The sequence below is a fragment of the Enterovibrio sp. QJM3NY_24 genome (assembly GCF_057786035.1).
The window spans coordinates 2978207-2998581 of record NZ_CM173519.1 but is presented as its reverse complement, the minus strand read 5'-3'; the positions used below and the strand labels follow the sequence as shown (position 1 = coordinate 2998581).

Here is a 20375-nt window from a genome sequence, read left to right as displayed (position 1 = left end):
ACCTCGCATTTTGTTACCCTTCGCTTCAAGGATCAATTTATGTCCTCTCCTGGAAAGTACAGCTCTCGCCAATTTTGGCAACAGTTGCTCCCTAAAATCGTCATCGCGCCCTCCTTCGCGCTGATACTTTTCTTTGTCTATGGCTTTATTGCATGGACAACGTATATCTCTTTTAGCACCTCGCGCATGCTGCCCAATTACAACCTAGATGGTGTGCGGCCCTATGAAAAATTGTGGAATAGCCTGAACTGGAATGTGGCGTTGGAAAACCTCGCGATCTTCGGTATTTTGTACATCGTGATTTGCTGTGCGCTGGGGTTATTTCTCGCTATCTTGCTCGACCAGAAAATCCGCATAGAAGGGGCATTACGACCCATTTTTCTCTACCCAATGGCGCTGAGTTTTATTGTGACGGGGACGGCATGGAAATGGTTCCTCAACCCAGGACTTGGCCTTGAGAAAACGATGCGAGAGATGGGTTGGGAAAGCTTTAGTTTCGATTGGCTGATCAATCCCGACATGGCGATCTACACCGTGGTGATTGCGGGGGTGTGGCAAACCTCTGGTTTTGTCATGGCGATGTTCCTTGCAGGCCTTCGTGGTATTGACAGTGAAATGCTGAAAGCCGCGCAACTTGATGGCGCATCAGCCTTTCAAATGTATCGACGTATCATTATTCCGCAATTGCGTCCGGTGTTTCTCAGTGCCTTCATCGTGCTCGCCCACATGGCGATAAAGAGCTACGACTTGGTCATTGCATTGACAGGTGGTGGCCCCGGAAATGCCACAGAAATGCCTGCTACCTTCATGTATTCCTACACTTTTTCCCGTAACTAAATGGCGGTGGGTTCAGCGAGTGCCATCATCATGTTAATGACCATCGCCGCGATTATCGTGCCGTATCTCTATAGCGAGTTGAAGGAGAAAAAGCATGAGCAGTAAAGAAACTAACACGCATTTCCAAGGGGCTCGTTTTTGGCGCGCTCTGATTTACATCACTTTGATCGTGTTTGGCTTCATGTACTTGCTTCCTTTGTTTGTCATGCTAGTGACTTCGTTTAAAGAGTTGGATGAAATTCGTCAGGGCAACATGTTGGCGCTTCCTCAGGTTTGGACAATTGAACCTTGGGTTTCAGCTTGGGGCTCGGCTTGTATCGGACTGACGTGTGAGGGGATTAATGGGTATTTCATGAACTCCATTATGATCACAGTGCCGGGTGTCTTGATATCGACAATCTTAGGAGCCTTGAATGGGTATGTGCTGACTAAGTGGCGTTTTAGAGGGCATCGTTGGGTGTTTGGTCTCATGCTGTTTGGCTGCTTCATCCCGTTTCAGGTCGTGCTCGTACCCATGAGTCAGGTTCTAGGCGCACTTGGTTTGGCGAACACCACGGCAGGCCTAGTTCTGGTGCATGTGATTTATGGCGTTGGCTTTACGACACTGTTCTTCCGCAATTACTACGAAGCCTTTCCAAGTGAATTGATCCGTGCCGCCATGATTGATGGCGCAGGGTTCTTTAGAATGTTTTTCCGCATTTTATTGCCAAGCTCAGGCCCGATCATCGTGGTGACGATCATTTGGCAGTTCACGAATATTTGGAACGACTTCCTGTTTGGCGCGTCGTTTGCGTCGGGCGACACTGCGCCTATCACGGTCGCATTGAATAATTTGGTCAACTCTTCGACGGGTGTGAAGGAATACAACGTGCACATGGCTGGCGCCATGATTGCAGCACTTCCCACGCTTTTGGTTTATATCCTGGCCGGGCGCTACTTCGTTCGCGGTCTCATGGCGGGCTCAGTAAAAGGATAATACAATGGCATCTTTGACGCTAAATAACGTAAAAAAACGGTTTGGACAAATAGAGGTTTTAAAGGGTATTGATATTGCCATTGATGATGGTGATTTTTTGGTGCTGGTAGGACCTTCAGGTTGCGGTAAATCAACCTTGCTGAACATGATTGCAGGGCTTGATAGCATCAGTGATGGCGACGTGATGATCGGTGACAACATGATCAATACGCTGCATCCCGCTGATCGTGATATTGCGATGGTGTTTCAGTCTTACGCTTTGTATCCGAACATGACGGTGGCACAGAATATTTCGTTTGGTCTGGAAATGCGTCACGTTCCAAAACCAGAGCGTGAGCGCTTGATTGGCGATGTGTCAGCCATGTTGCAAATTGAGCACTTACTGAAGCGCAAACCGGGTCAATTGTCGGGTGGTCAACGACAACGTGTGGCGATGGGGCGCGCACTGGTGCGCGATCCGAAAATTTTCTTGTTTGATGAGCCATTGTCTAACCTTGATGCGAAGTTACGGGTAGACATGCGAACGGAAATCAAACGTCTCCACCAGCGCCTAAACGCCACGATTGTTTATGTGACTCATGATCAGATTGAAGCTATGACGCTAGCAACCAAAATCGCGGTCATGAAAGATGGTGAAGTGCAGCAGCTTGGCTCACCCGCTGAGGTGTATGACAACCCAGCAAATACTTTTGTGGCAACCTTCATGGGTAGCCCTTCGATGAACTTGTTTGATGCAAAGGTAGAAGCATCAGATAGCTCGAAGACTCAACTTGAGATCCATGGGCATGAAGGGGAAGCACAAGTCGTCAGCTATAACCGTGGTTTTTCTGAGTTGGCCTCTTATGTTGGTAAAACGGTGAGCCTTGGTGTGCGTCCGGAAGACATCTCTGACCAAAAGCACGGCGGTGAAGGAACACTGCTTTGCAAAGTGGATGTCACCGAGCCAACGGGGGCAGATACGTATGTGATTACGTTGTTGTCTGGAAAATAAGTCGTGGCGCGAATGCCCGCTAATGCTAATTTAAAACTGGGTGATATCACTCACTTTGCTTTCAACCCAGAAAAGCTGGTGTTGTTTGATCGAGAAACAGGCATGCGTATCCGGTGAGTGGTTAAACATGTAGAAAGCCCCACGTTGGTAAATCAACATGGGGCTTTTTTTTGCACTGAGGTTTTTACTTGGCGCTTCTTACTGGTGAATGAGGCTAGTTGCCCGTATTCAAGCCCGAAACAGTTTGTGCCACGTTTTCAGCGCCAACGCGAATTTCTTCCATTACAGACGAGGCTTCGGATATTTGTTGTTTACCGAGTTCAGCGGATTCTGACACGCTCGACATTTTGCGTGTTGCCTCTGCAGTAAGGTCTCGGTTCTTTTTCACCACATCGGCGATTTCAGCCGTTGATTGACTGGTTCTTGCTGCTAATTGTCGAACCTCATCTGCAACCACCGCAAAGCCTCGGCCTTGGTCTCCGGCTCGAGCGGCTTCAATGGCTGCATTAAGGGCAAGCAAGTTTGTTTGGTCTGCAATATCGCTAATCGTCGAGACAATCGCTTCAATACTTTTTGACTGCTCATTGAGCTGCGAAATTGACACAGATGTTTCCAACACTTGATCGGAAATGGATTGAGATGTCGCAACCGTTGATTCCAGAACATCAGCACCTTGCTTAGCAATTTGCGATGTTTCGATAGAAGTAGAGTAAGCAATTTCTGCCGCTGCTCGAATAGCCTGCTCTTGTTCTATCTTTTCGGTAATATTGCTGGCGAATTTTACAACACGGACAACCTTACCTTTGTCATCAAACACGGGGTTATAAGTCGCACGCAGCCAAAGCACCTTCCCCATTGAATCCTTGCGTTCGAATTGACCGCCCATGAAGTCACCGGCGGCGAGTTCCGCCCAGAAGTTCGGATTCTCTTGATAGAAATGATCCGGGCAGAACATGCGGTGATGCTTGCCCTTGATCTGATCAAGGGAATAGCCGACGGCACCAAGGAAATTGGCATTGGCTTTAACAATGGTGCCATCAGGAAGGAATTCGATCGTGGCCATTGATTTGTCTAATGCCGTCGCAACCGCTTCGTTCTCATCTCGTTGGATTTTATCTTTGGTGACGTCGGCAGCAATTTTCATCACTTCAGTGACAGTACCGTTCTCTTTGATCGGGAAGTAAGTGGCTTCAAGCCAAAGGCGTTCGTCTTTACTGTTTCTCCGAGCAACGGTGCCGCTAATCACTTCTCCAGCCCGCAAACGCGCCCAAAATTTTTGATATTCAGCGCTTTGGGCATATTCGGCATCACACAGTTCGCGGTGATGTTTGCCTGTGAGTTGTTCTAGGGTAAAACCGGCTGCGCCTAGGAATAGCTGATTTGCGCGTTTGACGATACCATCAGGCGTGAAGTAGATGGTGGCGACACTGTTATTAATTGCGTTGAGCAAAGCCGTGTTATGAGCCGCAGCTTCTTCAACGGCTAGAAGTTTGTTTTTTAATTTCCCATTGAACATTGAATCTACCTTCCACAAGTTATTCTCATTTGCTGATGCGCCGTTTAATCGGACATATCTGCAAAGTACTCATTAAAAAATAGTTCAAATATCACACTAACGTCTGATATTTAAGAAGCCATTTAATATGCACATCAAATAAAGATTGAGGGAGTGAGATCTAATGGGATGTGAATGTGTAAAAAAGCCAGCGATTAGCTGGCTTAGTCATGTCGAGAGCAGAAACTAGACGTTTGCGCTTTTGGGGACGGGAAGTATTTTGACTTGCTTTATCATGTTCTCTGCCACCTCGACAATTTCCATTTGATGACCTTCGACCTCAATGCTGACTTGGCTATCAGGAATGTCTTCCAAATGCTCGAGTATTAACCCATTTAAGGTACGAGGTCCATCGGTGGGTAATGCCCAGTTTAGGCTTTTGTTCAAATCACGAATGTTGGCTGTTCCGTCAATCATGTAACTGCCGTCTGGCAGCGCCGTGATTTCTTCAGCAAGGCTCGGTGAAAGTGATGTGGTGAATTCACCAATAATCTCTTCCAGAATGTCTTCCAAAGTGACGAGTCCGATAATGTCGCCGTATTCATCGACAACAAGACCTATGCGTTGCTTATTGCGCTGGAATTTGAGCATTTGCACGTTGAGAGGCGTGCCTTCGGGAATGTAGTAGACCTCATCGGCTGCTCTCAGCAGATTTTCTTTATTGAACTCATTTTCCACCATCATACGATAGGCTTCACGAACACGCAGCATCCCGACAACTTCATCAATGTTATCGCGATAGAGGACCATGCGACCATGGGGTGCATGCGTTAACTGACGCATGATGGCTTTCCAATCATCATTAACATTAATGCCAGTAATCTCGTTGCGTGGCACCATGATGTCATTGACCGTAATTTCTTCTAGTTCCAGAATCGAGATCAGCATGTCTTGGTGGCGACGGGGGATCAGCCCGCCAGCTTCATTGACCACTGTGCGCAGCTCTTCTGAGCTAAGGTGGTTTCTTCCATCATGGCTGGTGGTTAAACCAATTAAACGTAAAAAGCCATTGGTAATACCATTAATCAACCACACCAGTGGGTACATCACTTTCATTAGGATGTTAAGTAAGATACTACTGGTGTAGGACACGCGTTCAGGGTAGAGCGCGGCAAGTGTTTTTGGCGTGACTTCTGCAAAAACAAGGATGACTAAGGTGAGACCACCAGTAGCAATAGCAACGCCAAGGTCGCCGTACAAGCGCATACCCAATATGGTGGCGATGGCAGAGGCCAATATATTGACGAGATTGTTGCCAATCAGGATAAAACGCTATGAGCCTATCTGGGCGCGAAAGCAGCTTTTCTACGCGCTTTGCGCCTTTGTGTCCTTGGTTGGAAAGGTGCCGAACTCGGTAACGGTTTAACGACATCATTCCGGTTTCGGAACCGGAGAAATACGCTGAAACGACGATGAGCAATACCAATAGGGAAATTAACGTTCCCGTCGATATGTCGTCCAAATTACAAGATCCTTTTTATTCAATTCAGCCCTAATTAAGGACAAGAATGTGAGCTGCTGTCAAACCCGATGGTTAAATTTTAGCCCTGTCATCACGAAGCAATAATGACTTCGCGTACAAATCGGCTGCCGAAATAGGCCAGAGTCAGCAAAAATGCGCCTACAATACTTATCCAAATAACACGTCGACCACGCCATCCAGAACGATAGTGCCCCCATAGTAAGGTGCCATAAACACACCATGCCATGGCGGATAAAATAGCTTTATGCGCTTTACCTTGGGCAATCATGTCATGCACGAATGCAAAGCCAGTTATCAGCGTTAGCGTCAGTAAAATTTCACCAATCAAAATGATATTGAACAACTGACGTTCTACGGCCATTAGTGGCGGTAAATTCGGATTCATCATGAGCTTTTTCTTACTTTTCAATTGATGATCAAGCCACGCTAATTGTATGGCATACAATGTCGCTATCATCAGTGTTGAATAAGAGAATAGAGCCAGTGATATATGCAAAAGGACTTGTGGGTTCGCTTCAAGGTGCGAAATGACAGCCCCAGGAAGCAAGGTCGCAGCAGTAAGATTAATTGCAGAAAAGCTGTAGACGACGGGCAGTAATACCCAAACGCGCATTTTGAAAAGAAGACCGGTAGTGATAGCGGCAATAATAAAACTGATCAAAGACGCGACATTAAGGATACTGAGATTTTGGCCGCCATCGGCAAAAATAAGATCAGATATCAGATAAGCATGGAGAGCGAGTGCACCGCAAGCGCTGAGAAAAACGCGTTTTGCAGGGATCTGATTGGGGCCGGATAGCCCGGGTATGATCTGCATAAGTGCCGCTATATAGAGCAGTGCGGCTAGGAGTGCTATAAAAATATCCATGCGTCTTTCAACAACATCGCGTAAAAAATAAAGGTTTAGTATACCCTGCACAGCTAAGAGTCGCTATGCAAGGCAGCCGATCTTTTAGGCATAACCGTCTTGCAGCTTGCAAACTCAGCAGAAAGTGACAGCAACTACCTTTAAAACTATCGTCACTGCCATCATGTAAGACAAGCTTATAATGAGTTATAATCCCAGCAATTTTGTGTTGATCGCCACCTGAGTATTATCAGCTTTGTGGTGCCGTCGCGTAGAGAGCGAGTAGGACATGTTTGAGAACTTAACGGATCGTTTATCTCGATCGCTGAAAAATATCAGCGGTCGTGGTCGACTCACTGAAGACAATATTAAAGAGACCCTGCGCGAAGTACGTATGGCGTTACTTGAAGCCGATGTTGCGCTTCCTGTGGTGCGTGATTTCGTCAAAAAAGTAAAAGAAAGTGCGGTTGGCCTTGAAGTATCCAAAAGCCTAACGCCAGGTCAAGAATTCATCAAGATAGTTCAATCTGAACTAGAAGCTGTGATGGGTGAGTCCAACGCTGAATTGGATTTGGCATCCCAGCCTCCTGCGGTTGTTTTGATGGCAGGTTTGCAAGGTGCGGGTAAAACGACCAGCGTCGGTAAACTGGGTAAAATGCTGAAAGAGCGCCACAAGAAGAAAGTGCTGGTGGTCTCGGCTGACGTTTATCGCCCTGCGGCGATTAAACAGTTGGAAACGTTGGCGACGGATGTTGGGATCGATTTTTTCCCTTCAACGGCAGATCAAAAGCCTGTTGATATTGCATCAGCAGCACTGGCGCACGGCAAGCTGAAATTTTACGATGTGGTGATTGTCGATACTGCAGGTCGTCTGCATGTCGATGAAGCCATGATGGATGAAATTAAAGACATCCATGCTGCTCTAAATCCAATAGAAACCCTGTTTGTGGTTGATGCCATGACGGGGCAAGATGCCGCAAATACGGCAAAAGCATTTAACGATGCACTGCCATTGACCGGTGTGATCCTGACGAAAGTCGATGGTGATGCTCGTGGTGGTGCGGCGCTGTCTGTGCGTCATCTTACGGGTAAGCCGATCAAATTCTTGGGTGTGGGCGAGAAAACTGACGCACTTGAACCCTTCCACCCTGATCGTATTGCAAGTCGTATTTTGGGGATGGGTGACGTACTGTCGCTTATTGAAGATCTCCAGCGCAATGTCGATACCGATAAAGCGGAACAATTGGCGAAAAAGTTCAAAGAGAAGAAAGGCTTTGATCTGCAAGACTTCCGTGATCAGTTACAACAGATGAAGAACATGGGCGGCATGATGGGCATGATGGATAAACTGCCAGGCATGTCCAATCTTCCTGATGATGTAAAAAACCAAGTGGACGACAAAATGTTCGTTCAAATGGAAGCCATCATCAATTCCATGACGCCAAAAGAGCGTACACGCCCTGACCTAATTAAAGGGTCACGTAAAAAGCGTATTGCTGCGGGTTCTGGTACACAAGTTCAGGACGTTAACCGTTTGCTTAAGCAGTTCACCCAAATGCAGAAAATGATGAAGAAAATGCAAAAGGGTGGCATGAAGAACATGATGCGCAATATGAAAGGCATGATGGGTGGCATGGGCGGAGGCGGTGGAATGTTCCCGCGTTAAGCGTATGCTACGTAAATAAAGGTCTAGGAATGTGAAGTACCTAGGCCTGAAAGACTAAAGCAACCGGATTTGCTAAGTGATTGATTGTTTATTTGCACTGATGCTTTTTTAGCTAAAGCAGTTGCATTCGATCACAGAAAGCGTAAAATTCCGGAGCTTTATTTTGGCACGAGGCCCTGTATTTACGCAGGGCCAATTTAATTCAGTAATGCAATAGAGGACGATATGGTAACCATTCGTTTGGCACGTCACGGCGCTAAAAAGCGTCCATTCTATCAAATCGTTGTTGCCGACAGCCGCCAAGCTCGCGACGGTCGCTTCATCGAGAAAATTGGTTTCTTCAACCCGATCGCACAAGGTCAAGAAGAGAAACTGCGTTTGGACCTTGATCGCGTTACCCATTGGGTTGGCGAAGGTGCAGCGGTTTCTGACCGAGTAGCACGCTTGATCAAAGACGCTGCGAAAGCTGCGTAATTTATCAGTGTCAGGGTTAAAAGAAGAAATGAGTGAGCAAGAAAAGATTGTAGTAGGCAAGCTAGGTGCTTCTTATGGCATCCGTGGTTGGCTCAAAGTTTTTTCTTACACTGAAAATGCTGAAAGTATTTTCGACTACACACCTTGGTTTATTAAGGTGCGTGGCGAGTGGCAAGAATTCGGTCTTGAAGACTGGAAACGCCATGGTCAAGGTTTTGTTGGTAAACTGAATGGTCTGGATTTGCGTGAAGACGCCCAGGTCATGACGAATGCCGAAATTGCGGTTAACCCAGAGGTATTGCCTGCGCTGTCGGATGAAGAATTCTACTGGCGAGAGCTCTACGGTATGGAAGTGTTCACTACCAAAGGTTACAACCTGGGTAAGGTCTCGGACATTCTGGAGACAGGCTCTAACGATGTGTTAGTCGTGACTGCAAACTTGAAAGATGCTTTTGGACAGAAGGAACGCCTAGTGCCGTTCCTCGATGGGCAAGTCATCAAGTCGATTGATCGCTCTGCTCAACGGATCGAAGTTGACTGGGATCCTGGATTTTAAAATCCCCAGGTAACACTTAAAGCAATAGGAGCGGAAAAATGTGGGTTGGTATTATCAGCCTTTTTCCTGAAATGTTCCGTGCTGTTACCGATTTTGGGGTAACTGGCCAGGCGGTAAAAAAAGGCCTACTCGAAGTAGAAACGTGGAATCCCCGCGATTTTACTCACGATAAACACCGGACGGTTGATGATCGACCTTATGGTGGCGGCCCGGGCATGTTGATGATGGTACAGCCTTTGCGCGATGCCATTGACGCTGCCAAACATACCGCCAAAGGCAAGGCGAAAGTGATTTACCTTTCACCTCAAGGTCGAAAGCTTGACCAAGCAGGTGTCGAAGAGTTGGCGCAGAATGAGAACTTGATTCTTATCTGTGGACGCTACGAAGGGGTAGATGAGCGCATTATACAAACCGTAGTCGATGAAGAATGGTCTATTGGTGATTTTGTGCTCAGTGGTGGCGAACTGCCTGCCATGACGTTGGTTGACGCAGTCGCTCGGTTTGTACCGGGTGTACTTGGAGACTTTGCGTCAGCGGAAGAAGATTCTTTCGCAAATGGCTTGCTTGATTGCCCACACTACACGCGACCTGAAGTGTTAGACGGACTCGATGTACCTTCGGTACTGAAATCCGGTAACCATCAGGACATACGCCGCTGGCGATTGAAGCAATCGCTAGGCCGAACCTGGCTCAGAAGACCAGAGCTCCTGGAAAACCTAGCTCTGACTGACGAACAGGAATTACTACTTGCTGCGTTCATTAAAGAACACAGTTAAAGTTCCTAAACATACTTAGTATCAGTTTATTCTAGGGTATAGAAAATGAGTAACATCATCAAAGCGCTCGAAGAAGAGCAACTTAAGCAAGACATTCCTGGCTTCAAAGTGGGTGACACTGTTGTTGTTCAGGTTAAAGTTAAAGAAGGTGAGCGTTCACGTCTACAAACGTATATGAAGGTGTTGTAATCGCGAAACGTAACCGTGGTCTGCATTCTGCATTTACCGTTCGTAAGATTTCTAACGGTGAAGGCGTTGAGCGTGTATTCCAAACTCACTCACCAGTTGTTGACAGCATTACTGTTAAACGTCGCGGTGCAGTACGTCGTGCCAAACTGTACTACCTGCGTGAGCGTTCTGGTAAGGCAGCTCGTATCAAAGAGCGTCTCACTAAGAAATAATCGCTCCGGCGTTTATACCCCGCAAGGGATAGAAAAAGCCCGCCATTTGGCGGGCTTTTCTTTTATCGGTACAAAGACAAACGTTCAGCTAAAGCTTTCTTCTATATACAGCTGAGCAACCTCAAGATGCTTGTTCAGCGAGAAGTTGTTGGTTTGCCTGTCGCGCCGGCAAGGCGCTGATTTGAAAACATAGTGGCTTTACGTTGAAAGTCAGCAATACAGCCTGGAAGCCAACAAGACTGGTGCTCGGCAGCCACACATCATGCTCACTTTTTTTTGACGGAAAGGGTCGAAAGGGAGGACTATTCCTTCCACTTTTCTCCTTAAATTGAGCGTGATGTGTCGCTCTGAATCCTGCATATTGAGGTGACTCGGGTATAATGCGTTGTCGCTATGGAGGATTACGCGTGAAATACGATTGGATTTTATTTGATGCAGATGAAACTTTGTTTTCGTTTGATGCATTTGCTGGATTAAAGGCCCTGTTTTCTGGCCTTGGCGTTGATTTCTCTGTGCAAGACTTTTCTGAATACCAAGCCGTGAACAAGCCACTTTGGGGAAAATACCAAAACGGCGAGATCACTGCAAAGCAATTACAGGAAGATCGCTTCGTTCTCTGGTCTGAAAGACTGAATGTTTCCCCCGCGAAACTTAATCGTCTCTTTTTGAATGCCATGGTCGATGTGTGCCAGCCACTTGAGGGAGTGAGCGAGCTTATTCCTGTACTCGCTCAAAAAGCCAAACTCGGCATCATCACCAATGGTTTTACTCAGCTTCAGCAAGTGCGTTTGGAAAAAACGAATTTGAGTGAGTATTTCGATTTGGTGGTGATATCGGAAGAGGTTGGGGTCGCTAAGCCAGACGTGGCGATTTTCGATTATGCTTTCGAGAAAATGGGACTACCAGAAAAATCGCGCATTTTGATGGTGGGAGATAATCCTGATTCGGATGTTCTTGGCGGGAATAAAGCGGGTATCGATACTTGCTGGCTAAACCGTGATGAACAATGTGTGCCCAATGGTGTCTCTCCGACTTATATTGCCAACTCTTGGGCGGAGATTGAACGCTATTTACTAGGCTAATGCGCTAAACACTGTCTGCAGGCAGGTTGTTCGTGCAACCTGCTGACTATTTTCCCTTCATCTATTTGCCTTTCTCTTCTCATGTTGCTCTCCTGTTTTTGCAATATTCATTTGGTTTCAAAGATAGAACACCGTACTGACTCAAAGCAGTCTTCACTCTTTAGGTAAGTCAGCATCTTACCGACGCTAGTTGTATTTGTTGTTAGCTTGGTTTTCTGCTTGGGTTTTTGATAGAGATAAACCAAAAGAACAATTTGAGGAGACAAGTAATGGAACCAACAGAAACACTGGCTAAGCAAATGGTGGGAGTACTATCCCGTAATTGGTGGGTGTTATTGCTACGTGGTATTGCGGCCATTATTTTTGGCTTTATGATGTGGACGCTTCCGCCGGGAGAGTCGATAGAAACCTTAGTGCTGGTTTTTGGCATTTACGCGTTTGTGGATGGCAGCTTGCAAGTATGGACAGCCTTGGTTGAGCGTAAAGATCATGATAACTGGGTTGTGTTGTTACTTTGGGGCGTAGTGGGGATCGCGGCAGGGATCATGACGTTTGCCGTCCCTGGCCTGACGGCCGTTGCATTGCTTTTTTATATAGCGGTTTGGGCAATCGTCAAAGGGGTGCTAGAAATCATTACCGCGATCAGACTTCGTAAAGAAATCACAGGTGAGTGGCTGTTAATCTTTGGCGGTATTATTTCTATCTTGTTTGGTGGCTTCTTGATGAGTAATCCAGCAGCTGGTGCGATGGCGTTGGTATGGGTTATTGCGACGTATGCGTTTGTGTTTGGTGTGTTGTTTGTTGCTTTGTCTTTCAAACTCAAAAGCATGAAAACGTCAGACAGTTAGTTGATTGCATCAGGAAATCGCAGTCAAAAACGGGTTATTCGTCTATAGTGAATGCCTTTTCGTCTGAATGATAAATTGAGGAACAGGATGCTAAATAAATTCCTGACGTCGCTACTGGCGTTGCTTTTGGTTGGTTGTGTGAATATCGAAGCAACAGAGTCTTTGGTTCAAAAAGGTAACTGGCAGGCGGTCGGTGAGCGTGATGGTGTGAGAGGTTTACCCTCTCGTTCTATGTCCAATCTGGATGCTTTGGCCAATAAAGCTGGCGTTCAAAATGTAGACGTTGGTGGCTATGAAGCGGGTTATAACACTGGCATCGATCTCTACTGCGATGTTAACAATGCTTATGATATAGGTCTGTCTGGTATGCAATACCTTGGGGTGTGTTCAAACCAAGATGATGGTATGCGCTTTCAGATGCAATGGCAGCGAGGCTTTGAGGACTTCCAATCTGCCGATCAGACTTTCTGATTAGCTGCTGATCGTGTTCCAATTCAAAGGCCATTATTTGGCCTTTGTTCATTTTTGTTTACGAATATATTTCCCGACTTTATCCTTCCTCCCTTTCATAGCTTCCAATAAAGCCAATTTCATTTCTTTGTGTAAACTTATCATTACAATGTTATTTTTTCTTTACGAATGCTTGCAATCCCGTTTCAGATTGATAAGGTGTGTGACATCTGCGGCGAAAACAACGCTGTTCAATATGGTTAAGCACTAAAAGATTAAGTAAGGATTGTTTTCATGGAAAGAGATCTGCTGACGAATGTACACATTCAGGATGAAACGGTACTGATCACCCCAGAGCAGTTACGCCAAAAACTGCCGGTGAAAAAAGAGACGCTGGAATTTATCTCTAGATCACGTGATGACATCGCCAATATTATCCATAAAAAAGATCACCGCTTGTTGGTGGTTTGTGGACCTTGCTCAATTCACGACACCGAGGCTGCGATTGCATACGCTAAACAATTAAAAACGTTGTCAGATCAATTGAACGACCAGATTTATATCGTGATGCGTGTTTACTTTGAAAAGCCACGTACAACGGTTGGCTGGAAAGGATTGATAAACGATCCGCACCTTGACGGTTCTTTTGATGTAGAAGCGGGTTTGCACAAAGCGCGCGAGTTGTTGATTACGCTGTCAGATATGGGTTTGCCATTGGCTACTGAAGCGCTTGACCCAATTAGCCCTCAATACCTTGGCGACCTGTTTAGTTGGGCGGCTATCGGTGCGCGCACGACGGAGTCACAGACTCACCGTGAAATGGCCAGTGGTCTATCAATGCCTATCGGTTTCAAAAATGGTACTGATGGTAGCCTTTCTACTGCAATTAATGCGATGAAAGCGGCTTCGTCTGGTCACCGTTTTATGGGGATCAATAAAGAGGGGCAGGTTGCGTTATTGACTACCCAAGGCAATCCTGATGGTCATGTCATCCTTCGTGGTGGTAAACAAACAAATTACGATTCTGTCTCTGTGACGGAATGCGAAAATGAGATGAAAGACGCAGGGCTAGAAGCATCTCTGATGGTAGACTGCAGCCATGCTAACTCTCGTAAAGATTTTCATCGTCAGCCACTGGTGGCCGAGGATGTCTTTCATCAAATTCGTGAAGGTAATCAGTCTATTATCGGCTTGATGATTGAAAGTAACATCCATGAAGGAAATCAATCTGCGGATCTTCCGCGTGAAGAGATGGCTTATGGCGTGTCTATTACGGATGCATGTATTGATTGGGAGGACACTGAAACCCTGTTGCGTCGTGCACATAGTGATTTGACCCCATTCTTGGAACAGCGTTTAAAAGGAAGTTAAGCCTCATGGTTGCAGAGTTGTCCCTTCTCCGGGATCAGATTGATGAAGTCGATAAACAAATGGTGGAATTGCTAGCGCGACGCCTAGCACTCGTTTCGGATGTGGGCGAAGTGAAAAGCCGTCATGGTTTGCCTATCTATGCCCCTGATCGTGAGGCGGCAATGCTGGCTTCTCGCCGTCAGGAAGCCGAACTCAAAGGTATTCCACCTGATCTGATCGAAGATATTCTTCGCCGTACGATGCGTGAATCATACGCCAGTGAGAATGACTCGGGGTTTAAATGCCTTAATCCTGAATTGCGCTCCATTGTGATAGTTGGCGGTAACGGACAGCTGGGCAAATTATTCGGTAAGCTATTTCGTCTGTCAGGTTATGACGTGAAAGTGCTGGGTAGCCAAGATTGGGATAACGCGGAAGCCATGCTATCGGACGCAGGGATGGTTGTGGTCACCGTACCTATTCATCGAACAGACTCTGTAATTCGTCAGCTCAGTACCTTGCCAGATGATTGTATTTTGGCTGATCTTACCTCCATCAAGAGTGAGCCGTTGCAAGCTATGCTCGAGTCTCATAAGGGGCCAGTTGTGGGTTTGCATCCTATGTTTGGGCCAGACATTGCGAGTTTGGCTAAGCAGGTCATTGTGTATTGTGATGGTCGTAATCCAGAAGCTTACCAATGGTTGCTAGAGCAGTTTCGTATCTGGGGGGCGAGTTTACATCGTATCAGTGCGATTGAGCATGATCAGGGCATGACTCTGATCCAAGCATTGCGACACTTTACATCATTTGTTTACGGCCTGCATTTGGCCGAAGAAAACCCGAACTTGTCACAACTCACTGCACTCAGTTCACCGATTTATCGTCTTGAGTTGGCAATGGTAGGGCGCTTGTTTGCACAGGATGCACAGCTTTATGCGGACATTATTATGTCGTCTAACCAGAATATAGACATGATTAAGCGCTTCCATGCTCGCTTTGGTGAAGCGATTGAGTTACTTGATCAAAAAGACAAAGATGGTTTTATTACTGCCTTTAAGCAGGTTGATGGCTGGTTTGGTGATTTCGCTCCGCGCTTCTTAAAGGAAAGTCAGAACTTGCTGAGGCAAGCGAATGATACTGCTCACCGAGGTTAGTCTTTATTGGAAAGTGGCATAACGAGAAATGAAAAAAGGAGCAATTGCTCCTTTTTATTTACCTGGATAAAAGTCATGCTGACGGTGAGTTATGCCGTTAGACATCAATCTCAGTTGGGGCAACATTCTCAATAGGGTATGAGCCTAATACTTTGATGTAGCGTGTCAGCTTGGTTAACTCTTCTAGCGTCTCTTTCATGATGTCTGTGCGCATATTGCCTTCCACATCGACGTAAAACATTTCTTCCCAAGGGTTGCCCAACACCGGACGTGACTCAAGTTTGGTCATATTGATGCCTCGGGTGCGCAGCACCAGTAAACATTCCACCAGTGAGCCCGCAGTTTGTCCTGTCGACATAATAAAAGTGGTTTTGGCCGGTATCAGAGCAGTGACGTCAATAGGTTTACGCGCCACCACGATAAAACGTGTGTGATTTTCTTGCTGATTGGCAATGCCAAACTTGAGCGGTTTCAGCCCGTAAAGCTCACCACTGCTCGCATTGCCAATCGCCGCTACGTTTGGTTGTTTCAATTCAGCCACGACTTTCATCGCTTCGGCGGTGCTGGAGCAATATTCTTGTTTGATGTTGCCCAGTGAACGTAGAAACTCGCTGCATTGCTGGTGTGGCTGCGGGTGCGAGTAAAGCACATTAATCTTATCAACGTCAGTGTCCACCGAGGTCAATAAGCAGTGCTCGATAGGCTGCGTGATTTCACCCACGATGGACAAACGCGTGTGCTGAAGTTGGTCATAAACATCGTTTATTGAGCCAGAACTCGTATTTTCGATCGGCAGCACGCCGTAATCTGCGTTGCCACTTTCGACTACTTCAATGACTTCTTTGAAGCTTGGGCATTGAATTTCAGCAAGCTTAGTGTGTTTACGGGCGAAGAAATTGCGTGCAGCAAGATTGGAGTATGAGCCTTTCCCTCCGAGAAACGAAACACGAGCTAGGGGCTGTTCATTGTCTGGGTTCGCCAAGCGTTGTAAAAATGCTTGCTGATAGAGCACGGAATCTTCAATAACACTGTGGAAGATTTTGGTGACGTACTGCGGGTCGAGATCGTGGGTGTGGTCATCTGCTACCAGTCTTTCCAGAAGAGCTTGCTCTCGTTCTATATCACGAACAGGTTTCTGGGTTTGAATTTTGCTCTTCGCAACTTCCAGGCTGAGCTTGCGGCGATCAGCCAGTAGCGATAGCAATTGCTTATCGATTCGACTGACATTTTCTCTGATTTCATCCAGTGACATAGTTGGTTTACTCATTCCCTTTCCCTGTTGTTTCTTAGTCTGACCCTGACTGACATAAAAAAGCCCCCCTGATGGAGGGAGGCTTCGGGATTCTATCGTTATCGATGCTCGCCCTAAACCCCACCTCAAAAGGTGCGGATAACAAAGCGAAAGAAAAACGAGGTTGTCAGTGTCATCGATAGTGGTTTTAGTTGACGTTATATTGTTCAACCATATTGGGCTGACCGTGTCATGTCAAGACGAATCAGCCCCGCATTGGCGGGGCTGATTCTTTTTAATCCTCAATGGGTTTATACAACTTCAGATTCTTCATCTTCCGGCACGTCAATGTGACTTGCGCGGCGAGCTTCACCTTTGTGAGCTTGTTTGTTGAGTTGCTTCTCCAGTTTCTGACCTACGTCATTTATTGCTGCATACATATCATCATGTTCTGCTGATGCAACCAGCTTTGTGCCAGGAACCGATACGCCGGCTTCTACTTTGAATTTGTTTCCAGGTGCTTCACTGATGACTGCATGAGGGTTAATGAGAGCGACTTGCCATTTTTCCAGCTTTTCAAAACGAGATGTGATTCGATCGCGGATAGCTGCAGTGACGTCGATGTTTTTACCAGTAACTTCTACTCTCATAGGTCTTTCCTCTTTTGCTTGCCCTTTGCTGGGCTCACTTTCAGATTACGTTTCTGTAGGATAAATAAAGTGATCTAGATCACCTTTATGCCGTGAAAGTTTATCTGTCTAAGTAATTGTGATCCTGTTTTTAACTCTGATTTAAAACTGCCAGAAAGTGCTTGATGTAAGGATTGGATGTGTTGCAAGATGAAGAGATAAGGTCGCTAACAAACATTCAATGTTAGGGATTTTATTCGTGCTAAATAATCTTGTTGATGAATAATTCACCAGCTTGCATTACGTATCCTATGTGAGTACTTGGGGATATATCAGATTGGCATGTATACCGAATGATAAAAAAAGCAGCCAAATGGCTGCTTTTTTCGTTGATAGGTCGTGTTATGCGCCGGCGCCGTTTAACTGAATCAGTTCTCGAGTACGCTTCGCTGGTTCTTCAAGCTCAAGTTCTTCGTAAGCTTTAAGCATTAATGGCAATGATTTTTTCGCGGCGTCAGTGTCAGGGAAATCTCGCTGGATTTGTTGACAACGATTGATCACAGCAATCCATGCTTCACGTCTCACATAAAAATCAGCGGTTGCCAATTCGTAGTCCGCCAGGCGGTTTTTCAATGAGACTAGTCGCTTTTGAGCATCAGCAGCATATTCACTATCAGGATAGCGATCTAGCAAACGACGGAAATCAATAAAGGCACGGCGTACGGGCTCAGGATCTCGATCGCTCCTGTCTATGCTCATTACATCATGAATAAAGCTTCTGTCTTGCGCCATGCTCGTTAGGCCACGCATATACAAGACCCAGTCCATTTCCTGATGTCCGGGATTCATACGCATAAAGCGATCAATCGTCGCCTCGCCCAAGGCTAGGTCATCATTTTTGTAGTACGCGTAGACCAAATCAAGCTGCACTTGTTCTGAATAGGCGCCAAAAGGATAGCGAGAATCGAGGGCTTCGAGTTTTTGGATCGCGGTATTCCAACTGCCTTGGTTAAGTGAAACCTGTGCTTCCTGATACAGCTCCGACGGCGGAATATCAGGAACAATGTCTTCAGTGCTTGAACATCCAGCCAGCACGGAAATGGCAAGTAGTGAGGATAAAGTAAGGCGTTTCATTACTACAGGTGCTTCCTTGAAAGAATATTTTCAGCCTTTGCCATTACGGATTCAGCCGCAAAAAGCTACAATGGCGCGATAGAGGTTATTCTACCCATCGGCCAGATATAATACCAACAAGTAAACGTGACCAAGCCCTAGGGCTGAAAATCGCGTAATACGGTATTAGTCTCATTGAGAATCAAAAAGTTCGTTATGGCACAGCAGTTAGAGTTAAACAGTACAGTTAATGAGAATCAACTAGGGCAACGTCTCGATCAGGCGGTAGCGGAGTTGTTTCCGGATTATTCCCGATCGCGCATCAAAGAATGGATTCTTGCAGACAAAGTGACTGTCGATGGTGAAATCTCCAATAAACCGCGTTTGAAAATGATGGGTGGCGAATCCATCGTTGTTCAAGCGGATATTGAAGATGAACTGCGTTGGGAAGCTCAGGACATTCCACTTAATATCGTTTATGAAGATGATGATATTGTCGTGATCAACAAGCCACGTGGTTTGGTTGTGCATCCAGGCGCAGGTTGTCCAGATGGCACCGTCCTAAATGGTTTGTTGCATCTTTACCCGCAGATCGCTGAAGTTCCGCGTGCAGGTATTGTTCACCGTCTAGACAAAGACACCACGGGTCTAATGGTGGTTGCGAAGAATGTTCCAACCCAGACACGATTGGTTCGTGCATTGCAAAAGCGTAAAAAATTCACCCGTGAATATGAAGCGATTGCGATGGGCACCATGACAGGTGGCGGTACTATTGAGAAATCTATTGGCCGTCATTCGACCAAGCGAACGCAAATGGCGGTTCAGGAGTTGGGCAAACCAGCGATCACGCATTATCGAGTGGTTGAGCATTTCCGTGCCCATACACGCTTACGCGTGCGCTTGGAAACGGGTCGTACTCACCAAATCCGTGTTCACATGGCTTACTTGAATCATCCGTTGATCGGTGATCACTTGTATGGTGGTCGTCCACGACCGCCGCGTAATGCTGGTGATACCCTAATCCAAACACTTCGTTCTTTTGATCGTCAGGCACTACATGCAGCAATGTTGCGTATTGAGCATCCGACAACAAAAGAAACGATGGAATGGCATGCGCCGATCCCAGATGACATGGTGAATCTGACTGAAGTGTTACGTGCTGATGCGCTTGAGCTTGGGGACTTGGATTACTAAGCATGGATTGGATCACGCCAGACTGGCCAGCACCATTGTCGGTAAAAGCAGTGAGTACTACTCGAGCGGGAGGCGTAAGCCAACCGCCGTTTGATAGCTTTAATTTGGGTATTCACGTTGATGACTCTCTTGATGCTGTCTTGGCAAACCGTACTCGATTAGCTGATGTTATGTGTATGCCATCAGCGCCAAGCTGGCTGAACCAAATCCATGGAACAGATGTGGTGACACTACCATTGACGTCAACGTTGCAAGTACCAGATGCTGATGCATCTTTTACGGCTGAAATGGGGCAAGTTTGTGTGGTGATGACTGCAGATTGCTTACCTGTACTTTTTTGCAGTAAAGATGGCACTCAAGTAGCGGCTGCGCATGCTGGCTGGCGTGGTTTGGTTAATGGTGTATTGGAAGAGACCTTGGCTCAATTTTCTGATCCTAAAAACGTCATGGCATGGCTTGGCCCTGCTATTGGCGCAGAGAAATTTGAAGTTGGTGGCGAGGTGAGAGAGCAATTTATAGCGAAGGATACTGGCGCAAGCTCTGCATTTAAACCGCGTAACGGTCGCTGGTTAGCGGATATTTATCTTCTAGCCCGCCGTCGCCTTGCGCAGGCAGGTGTCACTGATATCTATGGCGGGACTCATTGCACGGTCTCAGAGCCAGAACGTTTTTTTTCCTACCGTCGAGAGGCTCGTACAGGCCGTCAGGCAAGCTGTATTTGGATCTCTACAGATAGCATGCGATAAAAATTTCACCAAATAA

At 46.4% G+C, this 20375-nt stretch carries 16 protein-coding genes and 6 pseudogenes; 15 read left to right on the top strand and 7 right to left on the bottom strand.

Annotated elements, in window-relative coordinates; translation table 11 throughout:
* Nucleotides 1–39 precede the first annotated feature (39 nt).
* The 3 genes and pseudogenes from AC3CIC_RS13290 (at nt 40) to AC3CIC_RS13280 (ending at nt 2921) form a co-directional block, all read left to right on the top strand.
* Nucleotides 40–942: pseudogene (locus AC3CIC_RS13290) on the top strand (carbohydrate ABC transporter permease).
* Complete coding sequence (locus AC3CIC_RS13285; RefSeq protein WP_488514837.1) at nt 932–1813, top strand: carbohydrate ABC transporter permease; 882 nt, start codon at nt 932–934, stop codon at nt 1811–1813. Before AC3CIC_RS13290 ends, AC3CIC_RS13285 begins: the two are co-directional and overlap by 11 nt.
* A 4-nt stretch (nt 1814–1817) precedes the next feature.
* Nucleotides 1818–2921 (top strand): annotated as a pseudogene (locus AC3CIC_RS13280) (ABC transporter ATP-binding protein).
* A gap of 97 nt (nt 2922–3018) precedes the next feature.
* Here the strand turns inward: AC3CIC_RS13280 and AC3CIC_RS13275 are convergent.
* From AC3CIC_RS13275 to AC3CIC_RS13260, 4 genes and pseudogenes are all read right to left on the bottom strand, one after another.
* Nucleotides 3019–3438, bottom strand: a pseudogene (locus AC3CIC_RS13275) (methyl-accepting chemotaxis protein); the annotation flags it as partial.
* A 114-nt stretch (nt 3439–3552) separates the two neighbouring features.
* Nucleotides 3553–4320, bottom strand: a pseudogene (locus AC3CIC_RS13270) (PAS domain-containing protein); the annotation flags it as partial.
* A gap of 225 nt (nt 4321–4545) precedes the next feature.
* Nucleotides 4546–5821 (bottom strand): annotated as a pseudogene (locus AC3CIC_RS13265) (HlyC/CorC family transporter).
* Nucleotides 5822–5912: 91 nt separating this feature from the next.
* Nucleotides 5913–6710, bottom strand: coding sequence for a cytochrome C assembly family protein (locus AC3CIC_RS13260; RefSeq protein WP_016958169.1), 798 nt, complete (start codon nt 6708–6710; stop codon nt 5913–5915).
* Nucleotides 6711–6978: 268 nt separating this feature from the next.
* On the opposite strand from AC3CIC_RS13260, the gene ffh reads away from it, so the two are divergent.
* From ffh to tyrA, 10 genes and pseudogenes are all read left to right on the top strand, one after another.
* The gene (ffh, locus tag AC3CIC_RS13255) at nt 6979–8355 is read left to right on the top strand and encodes a signal recognition particle protein (protein WP_016958168.1); all 1377 of its coding nucleotides are present in this window, start codon (nt 6979–6981) and stop codon (nt 8353–8355) included.
* Nucleotides 8356–8580: 225 nt separating this feature from the next.
* The gene (gene rpsP, locus AC3CIC_RS13250; protein ID WP_016958167.1) at nt 8581–8829 is read left to right on the top strand and encodes a 30S ribosomal protein S16; all 249 of its coding nucleotides are present in this window, start codon (nt 8581–8583) and stop codon (nt 8827–8829) included.
* A 28-nt stretch (nt 8830–8857) separates the two neighbouring features.
* On the top strand, nt 8858–9385 hold the full coding sequence (gene rimM, locus AC3CIC_RS13245; RefSeq protein WP_016958166.1) for a ribosome maturation factor RimM: 528 nt from the start codon (nt 8858–8860) through the stop codon (nt 9383–9385).
* Nucleotides 9386–9423: 38 nt separating this feature from the next.
* Nucleotides 9424–10161 carry a tRNA (guanosine(37)-N1)-methyltransferase TrmD gene (gene trmD, locus AC3CIC_RS13240; protein ID WP_016958165.1) on the top strand — a complete coding sequence of 246 codons (738 nt, stop codon included), beginning with the start codon at nt 9424–9426 and terminating at the stop codon, nt 10159–10161.
* A gap of 45 nt (nt 10162–10206) precedes the next feature.
* A pseudogene (rplS, locus tag AC3CIC_RS13235) lies at nt 10207–10562 on the top strand (50S ribosomal protein L19).
* Nucleotides 10563–10969: 407 nt separating this feature from the next.
* Nucleotides 10970–11644: a pyrimidine 5'-nucleotidase gene (gene yjjG, locus AC3CIC_RS13230; protein ID WP_488514836.1), complete on the top strand. Its 675-nt coding sequence runs from the start codon at nt 10970–10972 to the stop codon at nt 11642–11644.
* Nucleotides 11645–11913: 269 nt separating this feature from the next.
* Entirely contained in the window at nt 11914–12492 is a 579-nt protein-coding gene (locus AC3CIC_RS13225; protein ID WP_016958161.1) for an HdeD family acid-resistance protein, read from the top strand.
* Between the two features lie 87 nt (nt 12493–12579).
* The gene (locus tag AC3CIC_RS13220) at nt 12580–12963 is read left to right on the top strand and encodes a DUF2799 domain-containing protein (protein WP_016958160.1); all 384 of its coding nucleotides are present in this window, start codon (nt 12580–12582) and stop codon (nt 12961–12963) included.
* Nucleotides 12964–13236: 273 nt separating this feature from the next.
* Entirely contained in the window at nt 13237–14313 is a 1077-nt protein-coding gene (locus AC3CIC_RS13215; protein WP_016958158.1) for a 3-deoxy-7-phosphoheptulonate synthase, read from the top strand.
* 5 nt (nt 14314–14318) lie between these two features.
* On the top strand, nt 14319–15446 hold the full coding sequence (gene tyrA, locus AC3CIC_RS13210; protein WP_017003219.1) for a bifunctional chorismate mutase/prephenate dehydrogenase: 1128 nt from the start codon (nt 14319–14321) through the stop codon (nt 15444–15446).
* Between the two features lie 97 nt (nt 15447–15543).
* On the opposite strand, the gene pheA is transcribed toward tyrA, so the two are convergent.
* From pheA to bamD, 3 genes are all read right to left on the bottom strand, one after another.
* Nucleotides 15544–16713, bottom strand: coding sequence for a prephenate dehydratase (gene pheA / locus AC3CIC_RS13205; protein WP_488514835.1), 1170 nt, complete (start codon nt 16711–16713; stop codon nt 15544–15546).
* Between the two features lie 275 nt (nt 16714–16988).
* On the bottom strand, nt 16989–17327 hold the full coding sequence (gene hpf, locus AC3CIC_RS13200; RefSeq protein WP_016958155.1) for a ribosome hibernation-promoting factor, HPF/YfiA family: 339 nt from the start codon (nt 17325–17327) through the stop codon (nt 16989–16991).
* Nucleotides 17328–17708: 381 nt separating this feature from the next.
* Nucleotides 17709–18440 (bottom strand): outer membrane protein assembly factor BamD, encoded by a 732-nt coding sequence (gene bamD, locus AC3CIC_RS13195; protein ID WP_016958154.1) that lies wholly within the window; start codon nt 18438–18440, stop codon nt 17709–17711.
* A gap of 195 nt (nt 18441–18635) precedes the next feature.
* On the opposite strand from bamD, the gene rluD reads away from it, so the two are divergent.
* Together rluD and pgeF are read left to right on the top strand one after the other, a co-directional pair.
* Nucleotides 18636–19613 carry a 23S rRNA pseudouridine(1911/1915/1917) synthase RluD gene (rluD, locus tag AC3CIC_RS13190; protein ID WP_016958153.1) on the top strand — a complete coding sequence of 326 codons (978 nt, stop codon included), beginning with the start codon at nt 18636–18638 and terminating at the stop codon, nt 19611–19613.
* 2 nt (nt 19614–19615) lie between these two features.
* The gene (gene pgeF, locus AC3CIC_RS13185) at nt 19616–20359 is read left to right on the top strand and encodes a peptidoglycan editing factor PgeF (protein ID WP_488514834.1); all 744 of its coding nucleotides are present in this window, start codon (nt 19616–19618) and stop codon (nt 20357–20359) included.
* The last annotated feature ends 16 nt before the right edge of the window (nt 20360–20375 follow it).

Coding starts and splice junctions, on each gene's coding strand:
- AC3CIC_RS13285 (WP_488514837.1), top strand. CDS start 932: ATGAGCAGTAAAGAAACTAACACGCATTTCCAAGGGGCTCGTTTTTGG.
- AC3CIC_RS13260 (WP_016958169.1), bottom strand. CDS start 6,710: ATGGATATTTTTATAGCACTCCTAGCCGCACTGCTCTATATAGCGGCA.
- ffh (WP_016958168.1), top strand. CDS start 6,979: ATGTTTGAGAACTTAACGGATCGTTTATCTCGATCGCTGAAAAATATC.
- rpsP (WP_016958167.1), top strand. CDS start 8,581: ATGGTAACCATTCGTTTGGCACGTCACGGCGCTAAAAAGCGTCCATTC.
- rimM (WP_016958166.1), top strand. CDS start 8,858: ATGAGTGAGCAAGAAAAGATTGTAGTAGGCAAGCTAGGTGCTTCTTAT.
- trmD (WP_016958165.1), top strand. CDS start 9,424: ATGTGGGTTGGTATTATCAGCCTTTTTCCTGAAATGTTCCGTGCTGTT.
- AC3CIC_RS13225 (WP_016958161.1), top strand. CDS start 11,914: ATGGAACCAACAGAAACACTGGCTAAGCAAATGGTGGGAGTACTATCC.
- AC3CIC_RS13220 (WP_016958160.1), top strand. CDS start 12,580: ATGCTAAATAAATTCCTGACGTCGCTACTGGCGTTGCTTTTGGTTGGT.
- AC3CIC_RS13215 (WP_016958158.1), top strand. CDS start 13,237: ATGGAAAGAGATCTGCTGACGAATGTACACATTCAGGATGAAACGGTA.
- tyrA (WP_017003219.1), top strand. CDS start 14,319: ATGGTTGCAGAGTTGTCCCTTCTCCGGGATCAGATTGATGAAGTCGAT.
- pheA (WP_488514835.1), bottom strand. CDS start 16,713: ATGAGTAAACCAACTATGTCACTGGATGAAATCAGAGAAAATGTCAGT.
- hpf (WP_016958155.1), bottom strand. CDS start 17,327: ATGAGAGTAGAAGTTACTGGTAAAAACATCGACGTCACTGCAGCTATC.
- bamD (WP_016958154.1), bottom strand. CDS start 18,440: ATGAAACGCCTTACTTTATCCTCACTACTTGCCATTTCCGTGCTGGCT.
- rluD (WP_016958153.1), top strand. CDS start 18,636: ATGGCACAGCAGTTAGAGTTAAACAGTACAGTTAATGAGAATCAACTA.
- pgeF (WP_488514834.1), top strand. CDS start 19,616: ATGGATTGGATCACGCCAGACTGGCCAGCACCATTGTCGGTAAAAGCA.